The sequence below is a fragment of the Bradyrhizobium campsiandrae genome, from assembly GCF_014529705.1.
GTDB classification, from domain to species: Bacteria; Pseudomonadota; Alphaproteobacteria; order Rhizobiales; family Xanthobacteraceae; genus Bradyrhizobium; species Bradyrhizobium campsiandrae.
In genome coordinates this window covers 27,998-48,576 of sequence record NZ_JAANIH010000003.1, presented here as the reverse complement: position 1 = coordinate 48,576, position 20,579 = coordinate 27,998, and the positions used below count along the sequence as shown (strand labels likewise).

Here is a 20,579-nt window from a genome sequence, read left to right as displayed (position 1 = left end):
CGCGCATCCGGCATTGGCCGATGGCGCCGCCCGATCGCCGGGGAGCCGGCAGGCAGGGCGCCACGGGAGCGCGCGATGAGCCTCGCGCTGTCCTGGACCGCGATCACCAACCAGCCAAATCCACTCGACACCGCCGTACAATCCGACCAAGGTGGTGCAGTTGCAACGCTTGACTTCACACCTGAAGCGGAGCGACGCAAGGCGGTCCGCAGCACCAGCCCAACGACGACATAATCAACTCCGGAGGAAAGCACAGATGAAGACACTCATCGGCATCATCGCCGCCGCTGCACTGACGGTCTCGGCGCCATGCGCGACTGCACGCGATTTCCGCTCCGCTGACGTCCATCCAGCGGATTATCCGACCGTCGAAGCCGTCAAGTTCATGGGTAAGCAACTCGCCACCGCGAGCGGCGGCAAGCTCGGCGTGAAGGTGTTTCCCAACGGAGCCCTGGGCTCGGAGAAGGACACCATCGAGCAGCTCAAGATCGGCGCGCTCGACATGATGCGGATCAATTCGTCGCCGCTCAACAATTTCGTGCCCGAGACCATCGCGTTGTGCCTGCCCTTCGTCTTCCGCGACACCCAGCACATGCGCAATGTTCTCGATGGTCCGATCGGCGATGAGATCCTCGCGGCCATGGAGCCTGCGGGGTTGATCGGTCTTGCTTACTATGACAGCGGCGCCCGGTCGATTTACACCGTCAAGGCCCCGATCAAATCGCTTGCGGACGTCCAGGGCCTGAAGATCCGTGTCCAGCAGTCCGACCTCTGGGTCGGCATGATCCAGAGCCTCGGCGCCAATCCGACGCCGATGCCGTATGGCGAGGTCTATACCGCCCTGAAGACCGGCCTGGTCGATGCTGCGGAGAACAATTGGCCCTCATACGAGTCCTCGCGCCACTTCGAGGCCGCCAAGTTCTACAACGTCACCGAACACTCGCTGGCGCCGGAAGTGCTCGTGATGTCCAAGAAGGTCTGGGACACGCTGAGCAAGGAGGATCAGGCGATGATCCGCAAGGCGGCCAAGGAGTCAGTGCCGGTCATGCGCAAGCTCTGGGACGAGCGTGAGCAGGCGTCGCGCAAGACCGTGGAAGCCGCCGGCGTCCAGGTCGTCACGATCGCGAACAAGCAGGAGTTCGTCGATGCGATGAAGCCGGTGTACCAGAAGTTCGCCGGTGACGAGAAGCTCTCGAGCCTCGTCAAGCGCATCCAGGACACCAAGTAAGAGCATAGCGGGACCGGGTCCGGCGTCGCCGCGCGGTGACACCGGACCCTTTGCAGGGAGGGGCGGGATGACAGACCCACACGTCGCAGACCATGAACAGGAGGCGGGGCGACCGTCCACCAGTCTGCTGTCGCGGATCAACGCGCCGATCGCCCGGGCGGGGATGTATCTGTCCGTTGCCGGACTGCTCGTCATCGTCACCATCGTGTTCTATCAGGTGTTCGGACGCTACGTCCTCAACTCCAGCCCGACCTGGACCGAAAACCTTGCACTGGTCCTGATCCTCTACGTCACGTTGGTCGGTGCCGCCGTCGGCGTTCGCGATGCCGGACATATCGGCATGGACAGTCTGCTGGTGATGCTTCCGGATCGCCTGCGAGAGAAGGTCGAGCTGGTGATCCATGTCCTGGTGGCTCTGTTCGGCGTCGCCATGGTCTACAACGGCTGGATTCTCGGTGCGTCGGTCGGGACCGTGCATATCCCCAATCTCGGCTTCCCCGAGGTCGTTCGCTACGTGCCACTGGTTGCCTCCGGCGTTCTGATCGTCTCCTTTTCGATCGAGCACATCATTGCCCTGCTGCGCGGCGAAGAGGTCGTCCCTTCATGGAACTGATTATTCTCGGCGCCACGTTCTTCGGCTTTCTGATCCTCGGTGTTCCCGTCGCCTTCGCGATCGGCCTCTCGGCGATCTGCACCATCTTCTATGAAGGCCTGCCCGTTGCGGTCATCTTCCAGCAGATGATGTCGGGGATGAACATCTTCTCGTTCCTGGCCATTCCGTTCTTCGTCTTCAGCGGTGAACTGATGTTGCATGGCGGCGTCGCCGACAAGATCGTGCAGCTCGCCAAGAATCTCGTCGGCCACATCCGCGGCGGCCTCGGCATGTCGAACGTGGTCGCGTGCACGCTGTTCGGCGGCGTCTCCGGCTCGCCCGTGGCCGACGTGTCGGCGATGGGCGCGGTGATGATCCCGATGATGAAAAAAGAAGGGTTCGATACCGACTACGCCGTCAACGTCACCACCCACGCATCGCTCGTTGGTGCCTTGATGCCGACCAGCCACAACATGATCATCTATGCACTCGCCGCCGGCGGCAAGGTCTCGATCGGCGCACTGATCGCGGCCGGCCTTTTGCCGGCGCTGGTGCTGATGATTTGCATGCTGGTTGCCGCCTACGCGGTCGCAGTGAAGCGCGGCTATCCCGCCGGCAAGTTCCCGGGCTGGGCCGAGGTCGTCCGCTCGTTTGCAGCCGCGCTGCCCGGCCTCCTGATCGTCGGCATCATCCTAACGGGCATCCTCTCCGGCGTTTTCACGGCAACTGAATCCGCGGCCGTGGCGGTCACCTATACGATCGTGCTGACGTTCTTCATCTACCGGACCATGACCTGGAACAACTTCCTGCACGCCGCGGCCAAGGCGGTGAAGACGACAGGGGTGGTGCTGCTGCTGATCGGCGTCTCCACCATGTTCCAGTACCTGATGGGCCTCTACGAGGTCGCCGATTTCGCCGGCGATCTGATGAGCAAGGTGTCCACGCAGCCCTGGATGATCTTCCTCTTGATCAACGTCATCCTGTTCGTGCTCGGCACGTTCATGGACATGGCAGCGACCATCCTGATCTGCACCCCGATCTTCCTGCCGATCGCGATGAAGGCGGGCATGGATCCCGTGCAATTCGGCATGCTGATGCTGATCAACTGCGCCCTCGGCCTGAACACGCCGCCGGTCGGAACCACGCAGTTCGTCGGCTGCGCCATCGGCGGCATCTCGGTCGGTGCGGTGATGCGCACCATCCTGCCGTTTTACGCCGCCCTGATCGCAGCGCTGATGTTCGTGACCTATGTCCCGGCCTTCTCGCTGTGGCTGCCCCGCCTGCTGATGGGCTACAAGGGATAGCAGTCGTGCGTTCGCCGGCATTGGCCGGCGAAGCGCGCTTGCGATAGCTTGACAGCAACAGGGATGATCTGTCCGTGACCGACTATCGCAAGCTCTCCGGGCGGCCCAGCTGCACAGATGGGCCCGGCAAGCTAGGGGGCAAAGCCCACGCGTTGGCGCAGCTCCCTGTGATCTGCGCCAGTCAGCAGCGCGATTAGCGCCTCCGCTTCCTTGGGATGGGCGGCCTGCGTGGCGACGCCGGCCGTGTACATCGTCACCAGCTCGCAGCCCGGCGGCAGCGCGCCTGACAGCTCTATGCCCTTGGTCGCGATGATCTCGGTCGCCTGGGTGCATCCGATCGGCCGGGTCGCGGTGGACACCGCCAGCTCGCGCATCGCCGTCGCTCCGTTCGGAAAAATCTTCAGGCGCGAGGCGACCTCGTAGGCGATGCCGAGCTGATCCAGCACTTTCGCGACATGCTGGCCTGCGGTCGAAGCCTTGGTGTCGGGGACGTAGATGGCGTCTGCGGACTGCAACACCTCGCGGAGATCGGCTTCGGTTGCCGCGGTGACCCTGGGATCACGGCTGCGGACGGCGAGGGCGGTTTCCACCCGGCCGATGTCGGCCATCGAGGGAGCCACGACGACCTTCTCTGCGGCAAGCTTTGCAAGGAGGGCCTGCGTCAGGATCACGAGGTCGGCCGGCGCACCTGCGCGCAGCTTGTCGGCCATCAGCCCGACCGCGCCGAACTCACCGTCGATGCTGCAGCCTGTCTGCGCCTCGAAGACATCGCTGAGGCCGCCCACGAGCCCTTGCGCTGCACCTCCGCTCAAGATGTTCACCGTCGTCACGTTGCAAGCTCCATCGCTGCGATGATTTTGTCCCGTGTGATTGGCAGATCGCGCACGCGCACGCCGAGGCAATCATGGACTGCATTGGCGATGGCTGCTGTCACCGGACCGTGCGCGGCCTCTCCCGCACCGACCGGCTCGACTTCGGGGCGCTGGATGATCTCGACATCCACGGCCGGGACCTCGCTGAAGGTCAGGACCGGATAGTCCGTCCACGATGTCGACGTGACGCGGGTCCGGTCGAAGCGGACGCGCTCCTTCAGCGCCCAGCTCGTCGCCTGGATCGCGCCACCTTCGATCTGGTTGACGACACCGTCCGGATTGATGGCCTCGCCGACGTCGACGGCGAGTGTCAGCCGCCTCACGCGGATGTCGTTGGTGCCTTCGACTTCGGCGATTGCGGCACAATAGGCGCCGGTGTTCTTGTAACGGGCAAAGCCGATGCCGTGTCCGATGCCGGATCGCCTCTCAGGTTTCCACGCTGCGCGGCGCGCCGCAGCGCGGATGACCTCGCGCGCCCGCTCGTCGCGCAGGTGCCGCAGGCGAAACGCGATCGAATCTTCGCCGCGCAGGACCGCGATCTCGTCGAGCAGGGATTCGATGGCGAACACATTGCCCTGTGCGCCCAGCGTCCGTAGCGCCGACGTGCGCACCGGCATGGTCAGCAGGCGATGGCTCGTGATCGTCCAGGCTGGAAAATCGTAGAGCGGTACGGAGTTGCGGTCCCCGCCGCCGCCATTGGCCGCCGGCGGATTCGTCGAGATCATGCGTGGGTGGGGATTTGCGATCTCGCTCGCCGCAAGCAATGCGGGCTGCGCCGCGCGTCCCGGCCGCGCGACGTGGCCGTTGCTCCAGATCGCATGACGCCAGCCGATAATCTCGTTGCCGGCATCGAGATCGGCCTCGATCTCGATGGCCATGGCCGCGCCGAACGGCGCGTGGGACATCTCATCGTGGCGCGACCATAGCACTCGCACCGGCCGGCCGCCGGCGCCCCTGGCCAGCAGGGCGGCGTCAAGTGCAACATCGTCGGCGGCATTGTGCCCATAGCAGCCGGCGCCCTCCATGTGCTCGACGACGATGTTCTCGTCCGGCAACCTGAGCACGATCGCGAGATCGGCGCGGAGCAGATAGACACCCTGGCTGTGCGTCCAGACATGGACGCGGCCACCGTCCCATTGCGCCATCGCACAGGACGGCGCGATCGAACCATGCGCGATATAGGGACGCGTGTATTGTCGGCGGAGCGTAAGCGCGGCTTTCCCCGTCGTCGCAGCTGTCCTGGTGTCGATCACGGTGGGCTCGACCGGCTGGCTTCTCAGGAAACCAGCGAGATCGCTTTCATCGGGCAGGGGCTCGCCGGCCGACCATGCGGCGCCCTTGCGTAGAGCTTTCAGCGCAGCTTCCGCAGCGGCCTCGCTGTCGGCGACGACGCCGGCGAACCCACCGTCGCGGACGACTGCGATCAGCCCGGAGACCGCCCGCGTGGCCGCCTCATCGAGCGCGATCAACTTCGCGCCGGAAATCTTCGGCCGCAGCACACGACCATGCACCAGCCCCGGCGGCGCTTGATCCTGGATGAAGCGCGGCCGGGCGAACACCTTGTCGGGAATGTCGATACGCTGGATCGAGTGCCCGGCTACGCTGCGCGCGCCGGCAGATTTCGCCGCTGCGCCGACCGTGGCATCATGGTCAAGCGAAACGTCGCCCGCCAGCTCCCAATAGCTGGTCCTGACATTGCCCGGCCCGGAGATGGTGCCGTCGTCGACCGCGAGCAGGGATGCCTCGACGCCGAGACGATCCGAAGCCGCGGCGAGAAAGCGTTGGCGCACCTCGGCGCAGGCGTGACGCAACGCGCGGCCGGATTGCTGGACCGAGAGGCTTCCGGAGGTGACCCCTTCGTTCGGGCTCGTCGCCGTCGAGGCGCGGATCATCTCGATGCGGCCGATCGCGACGTCGAGCTCGTCCGCGGCGATCTGCGCCAGCGCCGTGACAATGCCCTGACCGATCTCGACCTTGCCGGGCGAGATCGCCACACGGCCTTCTCCGCTGAACCTGACCCAGGATGACAGTCTTGGATTGGCGGCCAGGCTGACGGGCAGTTTCGGGGCAGGTGGCGGCGCACTCATGACGCTGCCATCTCTGATGCTGCCCGCAGCACGGCGCGGACCATGCGGTTGTGCGATCCGCAGCGGCACAGATTGCGATCGAGCGCTGTCCGGACTTCGCCCTCCGTCGGCGACGGATTGCGCTTCAGCAGCGCCGCTGCGCTGATCAGGATCCCCGAAACGCAATAGCCGCATTGCATCGCCTGTTCGGAGATGAAGGCGCGCTGCAGTGGATGTGGCAGCTCCATCGTTCCGAGGCCTTCCACCGTGACGACGTCCTTCTCCGCGACCGACCACATCGGCATGTCGCAGGACGACATCGCGCGGCCGTCGACCATCACGTAGCAAGCCCCGCACTCACCGGCGCCGCAGCCGACATGGGCACCCGCGATTCCGAGGCGGTTGCGCAGGACATCAAGCAGCGTCCGATCGGGATCGACATCGACGACGGCAGCCGTGCCGTTGAGGCGGAATTGAATGGCGGGCATTGCGGCACGGCCTCAGGATTTACCGAATTTTTTGACGACATCGGACCATTTCGCGATGTCGGCGCGCAGGAATTTGTCGAACTCTTCTGGCGTCATCGACATAGAAACGGCGCCCTGTTCCGTCCAGAGTTTCACGATGTCCGGCCGCTTCACCATTGCGTTCACGGCTGAATTGAGCTTGTCGATGACGGGTCTCGGCGTGCCGGCGGGCGCCATCAGGCCGAGCCAGATGGTGGCCTCGTAGCCCGCTACGCCTGCTTCGCCGGCGGTCGGCACGTTCGGCAATACGGCGGAACGCTGCTTGCCGGTCGTGGCGAGTGCGCGCACCTGGTTCTCGCCGATGTTCGGTGCCATCGCCGGCACGGCGTCGATCATCATCTGCACCTGACCGCCGATCACGCCGCTGCGGGCCTCGCCGCTGTTGCGGTAGGGGACGTGAACGACGTCGATTCCCGCGATCGCTTTGAGCAGCTCCCCGGCCATGTGGTAGGGCGTGCCCTGGCCGGAGGAGGCGTAGTTCAGCTTGCCCGGCTGCGCCTTGGCGAGAGCGATGAACTCGGCGAGCGTCTTCGCCGGAACCTGCGGGTTCACCACGATGACGAGATCGGAATAGTTCACCGGCGCGATCGGCGCGAGGTCGCGCATCAGATCGTATTTGCGCTGTTCCGGTGTCAGCAGCGATTCATTTGCGGTCTGGGTGTTGGACATCATCAGCAAGGTATAGCCGTCAGCCGGCGACTTCGCCGCCTCGACCGTGCCGATGACGCCGCCGGCGCCGGTGCGGTTTTCGACCACGAAAGGCTGGCCAAAGCGTTCCTGCAGCGCCTGGCCGATCAGCCGGGCCGCGACATCAGCCGGTCCGCCGGCACCGAAGGGCACGACGATGCGGACAGCGTGCGCGGGATAGTCCTGCGCTAGTGAGGGGCTTGCGGAGAGCAGGCCGGCAGCCAGCGCCAGCATCAAGTGTCGGGCCGTCACACCCACCTCCCTGAATTCGTTTTGTTTGATGGCAGTGTAGCGGCAGCGGACGCAGACTGTCGACGCCCCGCAAGGTCATTTGATCAGGAATATCGGGCTCGTTTCGGTGTGACGGCGGAGCATTTCGCGGTCGCGGCAGGAACAGGCTGCACGCGGGGTTTGAGCATTTTGCATGGGCATTGCGAATAAAGGCCCTCGGCTGACAGGTATTTTGGTGTTACGAAATTGGCCATGAACCAGCACGCCAAGATCGAGATCCGCCACTCCACCTGTCCGCATGACTGCCCGTCGGCCTGCGCGCTCGATGTCGAGGTGGTCGAGGGGCGCAGCATCGGTCGCGTGCGCGGCTCAAAGAAGCAGACCTATACGGCCGGCGTGGTTTGCGCCAAGGTTGCTCGTTATGCCGAGCGCATCCATCACCCCGAGCGGTTGATGTATCCAATGCGCCGGACCGGACCGAAGGGGTCCGGGCAATTCGCGCGAATTTCCTGGGACGAGGCGCTGGACGAGATCGCCGATCGTTTCAACCAGGCCGAGCGCGAATTCGGCGCGGAGTCGATCTGGCCGTATTACTACGCCGGCACCATGGGCCTGGTGATGCGCGACGGTCTGAACCGTCTCACGCATGTGAAGAAGTATTCGCGCTTCTATCAGACCATCTGCGCCAATGTCGGCCGCATCGGCTTTGCGATCGGCACCGGCAAGATCGCGGGGGCGGACCCGCGCGAGATGGCGCTGTCCGACCTTGTCGTGATCTGGGGCACCAATCCCGTCAACACCCAGGTCAACGTGATGACGCATGCCGCGCGTGCCCGCAAGGAGCGTGGCGCCAGGATCGCGGCGGTCGACATCTACGACAACGAGACCATGAAGCAGGCAGACATCAAAATCCTGCTGCGGCCGGGCACCGATGGCGCCTTTGCGTGCGGCGTGATGCATATCCTCTTTCGCGATGGCTATGCCGACCGTGCCTATATGGACAAGTACACCGACTGCCCCAATGAGCTCGAGGCGCATCTGAAGACGCGTAGCCCCGAATGGGCGTCCGCAATCTGCGGCGTGCCGGTGGCGGACATCGAGGCCTTTGCCAAGGCGGTCGGCGAGACCAAGCGGACCTTCTTCCGTCTCGGCTACGGCTTTACGCGCTCGCGTAACGGAGCGATGCAGATGCATGCGGCGAACTGTATTCCTGCGGTGACCGGCGCCTGGCAGTACGAGGGCGGCGGTGCCTTCTTCAACAATTACGCGCTGTGGCATTTCAACGAATCCGTCATCGAGGGTCATGACGCACTCGACAAGACGGTCCGCGCGCTCGACCAGTCGCAGATCGGCCGCATCCTCACCGGCGATGCCGAGGCCCTGCTCGGCAAGGGCCCGGTCAAGGCGATGCTGATCCAGAACACCAACCCGATGACGGTAGCGCCGGAACAGGCGCGGGTAGCGCAGGGCTTTGCGCGCGAAGATCTGTTCGTCGCGGTGCACGAGCAGTTCATGACCGAGACGGCGCTCATGGCCGACATCGTGCTGCCGGCGACGATGTTCATGGAGCATGACGATCTCTATTACGGCGGCGGACACCAGCATATTTCCGTTGGCCCCAAGCTGATTGATCCACCCGGCGAATGCCGCTCCAACCACCAGGTGCTGCAGGCGCTGGCGCCGCGGCTTGGCGCCAAGCACCCGGGTTTTGAGATGACGCCGCGCGAACTGATCGACACGACGCTGAAGCTGAGCGACCACGGCGACATCGCCGCCCTCGAGTCCGATATCTGGCGCGATCTGCAGCCGGATTTCCGCACCTCGCATTATCTCGACGGCTTCGCTCATCCCGACAGGAAATTTCATTTCAAGGCCGACTGGGCGCATCCGCCGTTCGGCCAGATCATGGGCGATTTCGACAAGATGCCATCGCTTCCGGACCATTGGGCCGTGATCGAGCACACTGATCAGGCCCATCCGTTCCGGCTTGCGACCAGCCCGTCGCGCAGCTTCCTCAATACCACCTTCAACGAGACGCCGTCCTCGCAGGCGCGCGAGGGCAAGGCGAGCGTGATGATCCATCCGCTGGACGCGGCCGCGCTCGATATCGCTGACGGTGACGCCGTGACACTCGGCAATACCCGCGGAGAGACGACGCTGATCGCCGCGCTGTTCGAGGGCGTACGTCGCGGCGTACTGATCGCCGAATCCGTGCATCCGAACAGGAATCACATCGGCGGCCGCGGCATCAACGTGCTGACCGGTGCCGATACGATTGCTCCGATCGGCGGCGCTGCGTTCCACGACAACAAGGTCTGGATCCGGAAAGCGGCCGCGGCTTGAGCCGCAGATTTGTGTCGAGGCGCTAAAGCGACGCTTCCCGACAGATTGCCCTTGCACCTCGCGCCGAAGCTGCCGCAAATGGCCGCAAACCGGAAGCAAGGAACGAGCGTCATGACCGACACCACAGCCGTCATCACCGAGAAGCGCGGGCAGGCGTTCTGGATCACCATCAACCGGCCGGAGAAGCGCAACGCGCTGAATGGCGACGTGATTGCCGGCATCACACGCGGCTATCGTGATGCGCATGACGACAAGGACGTTCGCGTCATCGTGTTATCAGGCGCGGGCGATAAGGCGTTTTGCGCCGGAGCGGACTTGCAGAATTCCGGGGCGGCTTTTGCGATGGATCATTCGAGGCCGAACGTCGACTATGCCGATCTCCTGCGCCTGTCGCAGAACGCGACCAAGCCGGCGGTCGCGCGCGTCGGCGGCGTCTGCATGGCCGGCGGCATGGGCCTGTTGTGCATGACCGACATGGCGGTTGCGGCCGATCATGTCATTTTCGGCCTGCCGGAGGTGAAGGTCGGCGTGTTTCCAATGCAGGTGCTGAGCCTGTTGCAGGCGATCGCGCCGCGACGTCTCGTCAACGAATGGGCGCTCACCGGTGAGCCGTTCGATGCACAGGCCGCGCGGGAGGCGGGCCTGCTCAACTACGTCGTGCCCGCGGCCGAGCTCGATGCCAAGGTCGATTGGCTGATCGGCCGCATCGTCGACAAATCGCCGACCGCGATCCGCCGCGGCAAATACGCCATGCGTGCCATAGCCGCGATGTCGTTCGACGAGAGCATCGCCTACACCGAAAGCCAGATCGCGCTGCTGGCGATGACCGAGGACGCCAAGGAGGGGCTGAAGGCGTTTGGGGAGAAGAGGAAGCCGGTCTGGACGGGAAGGTGACGGATTCGCTTTTGGATTCTGATTGACAGAGGTCAATCGCTTGTTGTGGGTTGCGGCCGTCTGCCTGTGGTCCTCAGAATGAGTTGTTCCGCCGGGTCGCGACTAGGGCGCCACCCGGCGGCCATGATTATGAAGGCAGTTTCCTGTCGACGTGCCAACACCTAACCGAACAATCCGCTTGCGCAGTGCGGCTATCTCTGAGTGACGGTCCCATTGGGTACGGTGGCGCCGTTGCCAGCCACGATGTTGTTGCCGGCCGAGGCAATCGTCCCGCCCGAGATCGAGAAGTCGGCGTTGTTGTTGAAAACGATGTTACGGCTAACGCGCATGAAACCACCGGTGGTCGAGAATCCCGTGGCGTTGTTGTTGATCTGAGAGGAGTCGATACCCAGGATTGAGCCTGACGCAGCCAGTACGCCGGTCGCTGCATTGGAAATAGTGGAATTGGATAGCGTGATATTGGCGGGCCCGCTCGCTTTGATTCCAGCGGTCGTCATGACCTGGATGTTCGCGTGGTCAACCTGACCTGAAAGGGAGCCGGTGGGCGCCAAATTGATGCCGATTGCTGTGTTCGTAATGGTTGTGTTTGTAACCATCAGCTTCGCGGTGGCTGATGGCGTGGCTCCAATGCCGGCGGTGGTGAAGTCGTAGATCGCACAATCTTCAACGACCAGTGCCGACCCAGAAATATAGTTGATCGCGGTCAGGCCGGTCCCTATGCCGTTGAATCGCAGATTCCTGAGAATAACAACGTCGGAGGCTCCCGCAGAGACATTGATGCCGTTCGTGCCTGAGACCAGCACGGAGGCCACTTGTCCTCCTCCGCCGTCAATGGTGATTGCTTTGGTGATCGTCAACGCCCCGTAGCCAGCTGGATCCAACGCATCGATTTCCCCTCCTGCAGCTGTCTTCGAGATCGCGCCGGCAAAGGTTTTGCAGGGGGCGGTTCGGCTACATGGATTCGCATCATCGCCGACACCCGAAACCCAGGTGCGGCTGGCTTGGGCTTGCACGGGTATTGCGCTGATCAGGAAAAACAAAAGTGCGGATAAGCAAGACCAATAGATCCTCATTTCAATCTCCAAATTTTGGGCGGCTCGGTTCCCCCGCCGTCAGGAAAAAGGGCTATTGCGATGCATTCCCATTACTCTACGACGCTCGACATACTCGGAACGGCTTGAAGGTCAGAAATACCTGCCTGGATGTCGAGCTGCATCAGTGCAACTCGACGTAGATCATCAAAGCGGTTCTTCGTTTCGGGACGATTGCAGATCTCCACCAAAATGACTTCGTCCACAACGCCGTGTGTTTCGGCGGCGCCGCGGGAAGTGCGCCACGGGAGCCGTCATAATATTGTCGATCAGGGTATGTCAGCAGAGCTGGCTCAACATCTCCGCTCCCAGATCCCGTGAGATCGAAGAAGAAGCCGTATTCGGCGGGGCTTCTACCAGCGGTATATGTCTGCGAACGAATGGTTTGCACGGCGCCAGCAAAGGCAAAGGCCACCGAAAGGCGATCGAACTGTGCGTTGCAAACTGCCTGGCATTTAGATGCGGCAGCCCCCCGGTGGCATGGCGAACGCTACCCCGCGTTGGCCTTCAGCCCCGCCGCCTGGATGCCGGCGACAGCGCAGGCTTCGTCATTGTCCGACGTGTCGCCGGAGACGCCGACCGCGCCGAGAAGCGTCGTGCCATCCATGATCAGCACCCCGCCGGGGACGGGGACGAGCGCGCCCCTGGCGATGGTGTTCACGGCGTCGACGAAATAGGGTTGCTCCTGCGCCCGCTGAAACAGGGCGCGCGAGCCCAGGCCCATGGCGAGCGCGCCGTAGGCCTTGCCGTGGGCGATCTCCGCGCGCATCAGGCTGGTGCCGTCCTGCGCCGCAGCAATCTTGAGCACGCCGCGCGCGTCGAGGACGGTGACGACGAGCGGCTTGAGCTTCAGCTCGGCCGCCTTGCCGAAGGCTGCGTCGAGAATCTTGCGGGCGGTGTCGAGCGTGAGGTCAGCCATGGTGGGTGTCCTTTGTGATGGGGGTGGAATTGGGTTGAGCGCGGTCGAGGCTCATTGCCAGCACGCGGGCGACGTGGAGCGCCTCGCGCTGGGCGCCGTCGTGGATCTGGTGGCGGCAGGAGGTGCCGTCGGCGACGACCAGCGTGCTCTGGTCCGCGCGCCGCACGGCGGGCAGCAATGACAGTTCGGCCATCTCGATCGAGGCGTCATAGGTGTCCGCACCATAGCCGAAAGCACCGGCCATGCCGCAGCAGCTCGACTCGATGGTTTCGACCTTGAGCCCTGGGACGAGCCGCAGCACCTGCTCGACCGGCTTGAATGCACCGAACGATTTTTGGTGGCAATGGCCGTGCAGGACGGCCTTCTCGGCCACAGTGCCGAGCGGCAATTGCAGCCGGCCGGCTTCGGCCTCGCGCACCAGAAATTCCTCGAATGTCAGCGCATGCGCGCCGACGGCCTTGGCGTTATCGTCCTTGCGCAGCGAGGCGAGTTCGTCGCGTAGCGTCAAGAGGCAACTCGGCTCGAGGCCGACGATCGGCACGCCGCGCGCGGCAAAGGGCGCGAAGGTGGCCACGAGCCGGTCGAGCTCGGACCTCGCTTCATCGACGAGACCGGCTGACAGGAAGGTGCGGCCGCAGCAAAGCGGGCGGCTGCTGGAGGGCTTGGGCATATGCACGCGATAGCCGCCGGCCGCGAGCACGCGCAAGGCAGCCTGGAGATTCTCGCGCTCGTAGATGCGATTGAACGTGTCGGCGAACAGCACGACTTCGCGGCCGGCCTGCGGCCCGACGCTGTCGGCTGGCGGCACGAACACGTCACGGCGGAAGGCTGGAAGAGCGCGGCGCGCGCTGATGCCGGCAAAGCGCTCGAACAGCCTTCGCAAGAGCCGGCTGCGGTTGCGCAAATTGGCCAGCGGTGCAAACCGCGAGGCGAGGCCGGCATAGCGCGGAAGATAGCCGACCAGGCGATCGCGCAAGGTCAGGCCATGTGTGGCGGCGCGGGCGGCCAGCACCTCGATCTTCATCTTGGCCATGTCGACGCCAACAGGGCATTCATGGCGGCAGGCCTTGCAGGAGACGCAAAGCTTCAGTGTCTCGATCATCTCGTCGGACGACAGCGCATCGGGGCCGAGCTGGCCCGAGATCGCGAGCCGCAGCGTGTTGGCGCGGCCGCGCGTGACGTCTTTCTCGTCGCGCGTGGCACGGTAGGATGGGCACATCACGCCGCCCTCGAGCTTGCGGCAGGCGCCGTTGTTGTTGCACATCTCGACCGCGCCCTGGAAACCGCCGCCGGCGCCCGGATAGGCCGACCAGTCGAGCTTTGTCTTGAGCTCGCTTACGCGATAGTCCGGCTTGAAGCGGAACAGCGAGCGGTCGTCCATTTTGGGCGCGTCCACGATCTTGCCGGGATTGAGCACGCCGTCAGGGTCGAAGCGGTGTTTCACCTCGCGGAAGTCGGCGACGAGGCGTTCTCCGAACATGGTCTCGTGGAATTCCGAGCGCACCAGGCCGTCGCCATGCTCGCCGGAATGCGAGCCCTTGTACTCGCGAACCAGCGCGAAGGCCTCCTCGGCGATGGCGCGCATCGCCTTGACGTCTTTCTCCAGCTTGAGGTTCAGCACCGGGCGCACATGCAGGCAGCCTTCGGAGGCGTGCGCATACATCGTGCCGCTGGTGCCGTGCTTTGCAAATACCTCGTTCAAGCGCTGGGTGTAGTCGGCGAGGTGCGGCAGCGGGACGGCGCAGTCCTCGACGAACGAGACCGGTTTGCCCTCCTGCTTCATTGACATCATGACGTTGAGGCCGGCGGCGCGGAAATCGGCAATGCCGCTCTGGAGCGCGGGCTCGGTGATCTCGACCACGCCGCCCCATTTGCGCGGCTCGTTAGTCCAGCCGAAGCCGAGATCGCCCATCAATGCGGTGAGTTGCTTCAGGCGCGCTAGATTGTCGGCTTGATCCTCTTCGGCGAATTCGACCACCAGGACGGCGTCCGGATCGCCCTTGATGGCAGCGTTGATGATCGGCTTGAACATCGCGATGTCGCGGCCGAGCGCGATCATGGTGCGGTCGACCAGTTCGACCGCGATCGGCTTCAGCTTGACCAGATGCTGGGCCGCATCCATCGCCTCGTAGAAACTGCCGAAATGGCAGACGCCGAGCGCCTTGTTGCGGATCACCGGCCAGAGCTTGAGCTCGACCTTGGTGGTAAAGGCGAGGGTGCCTTCGGAGCCGACCAGCAGATGCCCCATGTTATTCGGCGCATTGCGCGGTACCAGCGCATCGAGATTGTAGCCCCCAACGCGGCGCTGCACTTTTGGAAAGCGGGCTGCGATCTCGTCGGCCTCGCGGGCGCCCAGATCGAGCATGTCGCGGAACAGGGCGCGCATGGTCTCGCCGGCGTCGCTGTCCGAGAGGTCGCGCGAGACCTCGCCAAAACGGCTCAGCGTGCCGTCGGCAAGGGATGCCTCCAGCGACAGCGTGTTGTCGCGCATGGTGCCGTAGCGCAGCGAGCGGCCGCCGCAGGAATTGTTGCCGGCCATGCCGCCAATGGTGGCGCGCGAGGCCGTGGAGACGTCGACCGGAAACCACAGGCCGTGCTTCCTGAGCTGGCGGTTGAGGTCGTCGAGCACGATGCCGGGCTCGACCACGCAGGTGCGGCCGGCGACATCGAGCGACAGGATCTTGTTCAGATGCTTCGAAAGATCGACCACGAGCCCGTCATTGACGGTCTGGCCGCATTGCGAAGTGCCGCCGCCGCGCGGGGTGACCTTGATCCCCTCATCACGCGCGATCGCCAGGGCTCGCAGGGCCTCGTCCATGGATTTGGGGACGACCACGCCTGACGGCACGATCTGGTAGAAGGACGCGTCCGTGGCGTAGCGGCCGCGGCTGTAGGGGTCGAACAGAACGTCGCCGGTCAGTTCCGAGCGCAGGCGCCGTTCGAGTGAGGAGGCGTTTGTCATCCCTGGTTCCGGACTGACTTGGCGAGGCAGCTCAGCCCTGCTGAGTTATTCATTATCGTTCATGACCGATTATATTATGAATTCAAAATGAGCAAGCCGGTGGCCTTCAGGGTGCCGACGGGCCATCCTCATGGGGCTCGGTCAGGTGCTCGATCGCAGCCTTGCGCTTGTTGCGCAGATGCTGGAACAGGATGTCGCTGAGCTCGCTGCCGGCGCGGCGACGCAAGGCATCAAGGATGGCCTCATGCTCGCGCATCGCCTCCGCCCAGCGCTGCCGCTTGCGGGCGAAATTGGCGGAGTAGCGGACGCGGCGGATGCGGCCGGCGAAATTGGCGTAGGCGGTCTTGAGCGTCTCGTTGCGCGCGGCCGCGACGATGCTCTCATGGATGCGCTGGTTGGCCTGGAAATAGCCGTGCATGTCGCGGTGCAGATAGTGGCCGTACATCTCGTAATGCAGCTGCTCGACCGCGGTGATCTCCTCGTCCGTGATGGCCTCGCAGGCGAGGCGCCCGGCGAGGCTTTCAAGGCCGGCCATTACGTCGAAGAGCTCCTCGAGGTCGCGTTGGCTGAGCTGGCGCACCCGGGCGCCGCGGTTGGGCAGAAGTTCGATCAGCCCCTCGGCGGCGAGTACCTTCAGTGCCTCGCGCAGCGGCGTGCGGGAGATGCCGAACATCTCGCAGAGCTGTCGCTCGGGAACGCGGCCACCGTCGGGAATGTTGCCTTCCACGACGTGGTCGCGCAGCCGCAGCAGGATCTCGCCATGAAGCGAGGCCTCCTGACGGTTCTCCTCGCGGTCGCCGCCATTGCCGGCGGGCGGGGTGATCGGCACCCCGGTGTCGGGAATCGTGGATTTCATTTGCAGCACAGTAGTTTACCCATTGGGTCACGTCGATGCCCACAACTGAATACCAAATTTCGATTGAAAGGACAAAAAATGAATGCGAAATAGCGTTCGAGCCGGCCAGAATCCGCCGCCAGGGAGGTTTTCATGCATCAGGGACGCCATTTCCTTCAGATTCCGGGCCCCAGCCCGGTCCCCGAGCGCGTCCTGCGTGCCATGGACATGCCCGTCATCGATCACCGGAGCGCGGAGTTCGGCGTGCTCGGCCGCACCGTGCTCGAGGGCAGTCAGAGGATTTTCCAGACCAAGGGGCCGGTCATCATCTTCCCCTCGTCCGGGACCGGCGCCTGGGAGGCGGCGATCGTCAACACGCTGTCGCCAGGCGACAAGGTGCTGATGGTCGAGACCGGCCATTTCGCCACGCTGTGGCGGCAGATGGCCGGTCGCTTCGGCATCGAGGTCGATTTCGTGCCCGGCGACTGGCGCCGCGGTGCCGATCCGGCGGTGATCGAAGCAAAGCTCACTGAGGACAAGGCGCGCGCGATCAAGGCCGTGATGGTCGTGCACAACGAGACTTCGACCGGTGCGACCAGCCGCATCGCCGAGATCCGCGCCGCGATTGACCGCAGCGGCCATCCCGCGCTCTTGATGGTCGACACCATCTCCTCGCTCGGCTCGGTCGACTACCGGCACGACGAGTGGAAGGTCGACGTCAGCGTCAGCTGCTCGCAGAAGGGTTTCATGCTGCCGCCCGGCCTCGGCTTCAATGCGATCTCGGAGAAGGCACTGGCCGCATCGAAGACCAACAAGATGCCGCGGTCCTATTTCGACTGGGCGGAGATGCTCAAGCCCAACGCCAACGGCTTCTTCCCCTACACGCCGGCGACGAACCTGCTGTACGGCCTGCGCGAGGCGATCGCGATGCTGCTCGAAGAAGGGCTCGACAACGTCTTCGCGCGGCATCAGCGCCTAGCTGCCGCAACGCGCGCCGCCGTCAATCATTGGGGCCTCGAAGTGCTCTGCCTGGAGCCCTCGGAGTTCTCGCCGGTGCTCACCGCTGTTCTGATGCCGCCGGGACATGACGCCGATCAGTTCCGCAAAGTGGTGCTCGAGAATTACAACATGTCGCTCGGCTCAGGACTCTCGAAGGTCGCCGGCAAGGTCTTCCGTATCGGCCATCTCGGCGAATGCAATGCGCTGACGCTGCTCGGCGCGCTCACCGGCGTCGAGATGGGCCTCTCGGTCGCCGGCGTGCCGCATCGCTCCGGCGGTGTCGATGTCGCCATGAAGCTCTTGGAGCAGCGCCCGCAGGGCAATGCGTCCCCGCACCTGAAAGTGGTCGGCACTTAGACGTCGCGCCGGACACGCGAGCAGCAAGCATAAGAAACGTTCAGGAGGGTCGAGATGGGTGTCAGGTTCAAGGCCACGCACGTCGTGCTGGCGATGCTCTGCGCGATGTATTTCATCACCTATGTCGACCGCGTGAACATCGGCACGGCTGCGAGCGAGATCCAGAAGGAGCTGGGGCTCTCCAACACCCAGCTCGGCCTCGTCTTCTCCGCCTTCGCCTATCCCTATCTCTTGTTTCAGGTGATCGGCGGCTGGGTCGGCGATCATTTCGGCCCGCGCAAGACGCTGTTCTGGTGCGGCATGATCTGGGCGGCCGCCACCATCTCGACTGGCTTCGTCAACGGCCTTGCCGCGCTGTTCGTCGCGCGCTTCGCGCTCGGCTTTGGTGAAGGCGCGACGTTTCCGACCGCGACGCGCGCGATGCAATATTGGACGCCGGCCAACCGCCGCGGCTTTGCGCAAGGCCTGACTCATTCCTTTGCCCGGCTCGGTAACGCCGTGACGCCGCCGGTGGTGGCGCTGCTGATCCTCTGGCTGACCTGGCGTGGCGCATTCGTCGTGCTCGGTCTCGTCAGCCTCGTCTGGGGCGTGATCTGGGTCTGGTATTTCCGCAACGAACCGAAGGAGCACGCCTCCATCACCGAGGCTGAGCTCGCCGCGTTGCCGCCGCGCCCCTCAGGCGAGCGGCCGCGCGTGCCCTGGGGGCCGCTGCTCGGGCGGATGTGGCCGGTGACGCTGACCTATTTCTGCTACGGCTGGTGCCTGTGGCTCTATCTCAACTGGCTGCCGCTGTTCTTCAAGAACAACTACAATCTCGACATCAAGAACTCGGCGCTGTTCGCCTCCGGGGTCTTCTTCGCCGGTGTGGTCGGCGACAGTGTCGGTGGCGTGATCTCGGACAAGATCCTCGACCGGACCGGCAATGTCCGCCTGGCGCGGCTCAGCGTCACCGTAACGGGGTTTGCGGGGGCGCTGCTCTCGCTCTTCCCGATCCTGTTCGTGCACGACATCACCGTGGTGGCGCTGTGCCTGTCGGCCGGCTTCTTCTGCGCCGAGCTCGTGATAGGCCCGATGTGGTCGATCCCGATGGACATCGCCCCGAAATATTCTGGAACCGCGTCGGGGCTCATGAACACCGGCTCGGCCTTCGCGGCGATCGTCTCGCCGCTCGTCGCGGGCTTCGTGATCGATGCGACCGGCAATTGGTATCTGCCGTTCCTGATGTCGATGGGGCTATTGCTGCTCGGGGGCGTGTCCGCATTCCTGATGCACCCGGAACGTCCATTTGCCGACGCGGAAGGGCCGTCGCTGGCCGGCAGGGTGGTGGCGGCGGAGTAGGGGCGGCGGAGGGCCGCCGCTTATGCATGGGAGACGCCTTTAGGAGAGGGGACAAGCCGGTCAAATGGTGCTATTCGGCGGCCATCAAAACAAGGCTAGACCGGGAAGGACGCCTATGACCGTGCATACTGGAAGGCATTTCCTACAGATTCCAGGACCGACCAACGTGCCCGACCGCGTGCTGCGGGCCATGGACATGCCGACGCTGGACCATCGCGGTCCGGAGTTCGCCGAGCTCGGTTTCGCCGTCCTCGCCGCGATGCAGCGCGTATTCCGCACCAAGCAGTCCGTGATCATCTTCCCCTCGTCCGGTACCGGCGCTTGGGAAGCGGCCATGGTCAATGTGTTCGCGCCCGGCGACAAGGTCCTGATGTGCGAGACCGGCCAGTTCGCGGTGCTGTGGCGGGGCATCGCCGACAAGTTCAAGCTCGATGTCGATTTCATCCCGGGCGACTGGCGCCATGGCGCCGATCTCGCCGCGATCGAGAAGCGTCTTGCCGCCGACAAGCAGCACGCCATCAAGGCGGTCTGCGTCGTCCACAACGAAACCTCGACCGGCTGCGTCACGCCGCCGCTCGAAGTGCGCAAGCTGCTCGACCGCGTCAAGCATCCGGCGCTGCTGATGGTCGACACCATCTCCGGCCTCGGTTCGATGGAATATGAGCACGATGCCTGGGGCATCGACGTCTCGGTCGCGGGCTCGCAGAAAGGCCTGATGCTGCCGCCCGGCCTCGGCTTCAACGCCGTCTCGGAGAAGGCGCTCACCGTCGCCAAGGCCAATCCCGGCATGCGCTCCTACTGGGACTGGCAGGAGGTGATCTCCTTCAACAAGCTCGGCACCTTCCCCTATACGCCCGCGACCAATCTGCTCTACGGCCTGCGCGAAGCGGTGAAGATGCTGGAAGAGGAAGGCCTCGAAAACGTCTGGTCGCGCCACAAGCGCCATAGCGCCGCGACGCGCGCCGCGGCCAAGGTCTGGGGCCTCGAGACGCAGTGCGCCGATCCCGCCGCGCATTCGCCGGCACTGACCGGCGTGCGCGTGCCCGACGGCTTTGATGCCGACGCCTTCCGCAAGGTGGTGCTGGAAAACTTCGACATGTCGCTCGGCACCGGCCTGAACAAGGTCAAGGGCAAGGTGTTCCGCATCGGCCATATCGGCCATTTCAACGATCTGATGCTGATGGGCACGCTCGCCGGCGTCGAGATGGGCCTGGATCTTGCAAAGATTCCGCACCGGAGCGGCGGCGTGCTGGCGGCCATGGACGTCCTGAAGGGACGCGACGTGGTGCCGATGACGCAGGTGGCTTGAACGATCCAACTGGAAGAAGAAGTGA

General features: G+C 64.2%; 17 protein-coding genes. 9 read left to right on the top strand and 8 right to left on the bottom strand.

Annotated features, from left to right (window positions below; all coding sequences use genetic code 11):
• Positions 1-75 precede the first annotated feature (75 nt).
• The 4 genes from G8O24_RS02775 to G8O24_RS02760 all read left to right on the top strand — a co-directional run bounded on the left by G8O24_RS02775 (position 76) and on the right by G8O24_RS02760 (position 3,124).
• Positions 76-234 carry a hypothetical protein gene (locus G8O24_RS02775; protein ID WP_188096247.1) on the top strand — a complete coding sequence of 53 codons (159 nt, stop codon included), beginning with the start codon at positions 76-78 and terminating at the stop codon, positions 232-234.
• A gap of 22 nt (positions 235-256) precedes the next feature.
• Positions 257-1,228: a TRAP transporter substrate-binding protein gene (locus G8O24_RS02770; protein WP_188096245.1), complete on the top strand. Its 972-nt coding sequence runs from the start codon at positions 257-259 to the stop codon at positions 1,226-1,228.
• Positions 1,229-1,295: 67 nt separating this feature from the next.
• Positions 1,296-1,841 (top strand): TRAP transporter small permease, encoded by a 546-nt coding sequence (locus tag G8O24_RS02765; RefSeq protein ID WP_188096243.1) that lies wholly within the window; start codon positions 1,296-1,298, stop codon positions 1,839-1,841.
• The gene (locus G8O24_RS02760; RefSeq protein ID WP_188096241.1) at positions 1,832-3,124 is read left to right on the top strand and encodes a TRAP transporter large permease; all 1,293 of its coding nucleotides are present in this window, start codon (positions 1,832-1,834) and stop codon (positions 3,122-3,124) included. Before G8O24_RS02765 ends, G8O24_RS02760 begins: the two co-directional genes overlap by 10 nt.
• Before the next feature lie 131 nt (positions 3,125-3,255).
• Here the strand turns inward: G8O24_RS02760 and G8O24_RS02755 are convergent, their stop codons facing one another.
• The 4 genes from G8O24_RS02755 to G8O24_RS02740 are packed head-to-tail and all read right to left on the bottom strand — an operon-like array spanning position 3,256 to position 7,510.
• Entirely contained in the window at positions 3,256-3,954 is a 699-nt protein-coding gene (locus G8O24_RS02755; RefSeq protein WP_188096239.1) for a molybdate ABC transporter substrate-binding protein, read from the bottom strand.
• On the bottom strand, positions 3,951-6,083 hold the full coding sequence (locus G8O24_RS02750; protein ID WP_188096238.1) for a xanthine dehydrogenase family protein molybdopterin-binding subunit: 2,133 nt from the start codon (positions 6,081-6,083) through the stop codon (positions 3,951-3,953). Before G8O24_RS02750 ends, G8O24_RS02755 begins: the two co-directional genes overlap by 4 nt.
• On the bottom strand, positions 6,080-6,550 hold the full coding sequence (locus G8O24_RS02745) for a (2Fe-2S)-binding protein (RefSeq protein WP_188096235.1): 471 nt from the start codon (positions 6,548-6,550) through the stop codon (positions 6,080-6,082). Before G8O24_RS02745 ends, G8O24_RS02750 begins: the two co-directional genes overlap by 4 nt.
• 12 nt (positions 6,551-6,562) lie before the next feature.
• On the bottom strand, positions 6,563-7,510 hold the full coding sequence (locus G8O24_RS02740) for a tripartite tricarboxylate transporter substrate binding protein (RefSeq protein WP_188096610.1): 948 nt from the start codon (positions 7,508-7,510) through the stop codon (positions 6,563-6,565).
• A gap of 249 nt (positions 7,511-7,759) precedes the next feature.
• Here G8O24_RS02740 and G8O24_RS02735 point away from each other — a divergent pair, with 249 nt between their 5' ends.
• Both G8O24_RS02735 and G8O24_RS02730 read left to right on the top strand, forming a co-directional pair.
• Complete coding sequence (locus tag G8O24_RS02735) at positions 7,760-9,850, top strand: molybdopterin oxidoreductase family protein (RefSeq protein ID WP_188096233.1); 2,091 nt, start codon at positions 7,760-7,762, stop codon at positions 9,848-9,850.
• 111 nt (positions 9,851-9,961) lie between these two features.
• The gene (locus G8O24_RS02730; RefSeq protein WP_188096231.1) at positions 9,962-10,744 is read left to right on the top strand and encodes an enoyl-CoA hydratase/isomerase family protein; all 783 of its coding nucleotides are present in this window, start codon (positions 9,962-9,964) and stop codon (positions 10,742-10,744) included.
• Positions 10,745-10,935: 191 nt separating this feature from the next.
• Here the strand turns inward: G8O24_RS02730 and G8O24_RS02725 are convergent, their stop codons facing one another.
• From G8O24_RS02725 to G8O24_RS02710, 4 genes are all read right to left on the bottom strand, one after another.
• Positions 10,936-11,817 carry a right-handed parallel beta-helix repeat-containing protein gene (locus G8O24_RS02725; protein ID WP_202988739.1) on the bottom strand — a complete coding sequence of 294 codons (882 nt, stop codon included), beginning with the start codon at positions 11,815-11,817 and terminating at the stop codon, positions 10,936-10,938.
• A 508-nt stretch (positions 11,818-12,325) separates the two neighbouring features.
• Positions 12,326-12,754 (bottom strand): GlcG/HbpS family heme-binding protein, encoded by a 429-nt coding sequence (locus tag G8O24_RS02720; RefSeq protein WP_188096229.1) that lies wholly within the window; start codon positions 12,752-12,754, stop codon positions 12,326-12,328.
• Complete coding sequence (locus G8O24_RS02715) at positions 12,747-15,716, bottom strand: FAD-binding and (Fe-S)-binding domain-containing protein (RefSeq protein WP_188096227.1); 2,970 nt, start codon at positions 15,714-15,716, stop codon at positions 12,747-12,749. Before G8O24_RS02715 ends, G8O24_RS02720 begins: the two co-directional genes overlap by 8 nt.
• Positions 15,717-15,822: 106 nt before the next feature.
• Complete coding sequence (locus tag G8O24_RS02710) at positions 15,823-16,572, bottom strand: GntR family transcriptional regulator (RefSeq protein WP_188096225.1); 750 nt, start codon at positions 16,570-16,572, stop codon at positions 15,823-15,825.
• 132 nt (positions 16,573-16,704) lie between these two features.
• On the opposite strand from G8O24_RS02710, the gene G8O24_RS02705 reads away from it, so the two are divergent.
• The 3 genes from G8O24_RS02705 to G8O24_RS02695 all read left to right on the top strand — a co-directional run bounded on the left by G8O24_RS02705 (position 16,705) and on the right by G8O24_RS02695 (position 20,554).
• Positions 16,705-17,907, top strand: coding sequence for a pyridoxal-phosphate-dependent aminotransferase family protein (locus tag G8O24_RS02705; protein ID WP_188096223.1), 1,203 nt, complete (start codon positions 16,705-16,707; stop codon positions 17,905-17,907).
• Between the two features lie 54 nt (positions 17,908-17,961).
• Entirely contained in the window at positions 17,962-19,245 is a 1,284-nt protein-coding gene (locus G8O24_RS02700; RefSeq protein WP_188096220.1) for an MFS transporter, read from the top strand.
• A 115-nt stretch (positions 19,246-19,360) separates the two neighbouring features.
• Positions 19,361-20,554: a pyridoxal-phosphate-dependent aminotransferase family protein gene (locus tag G8O24_RS02695; RefSeq protein WP_188096218.1), complete on the top strand. Its 1,194-nt coding sequence runs from the start codon at positions 19,361-19,363 to the stop codon at positions 20,552-20,554.
• Positions 20,555-20,579: the final 25 nt, after the last annotated feature.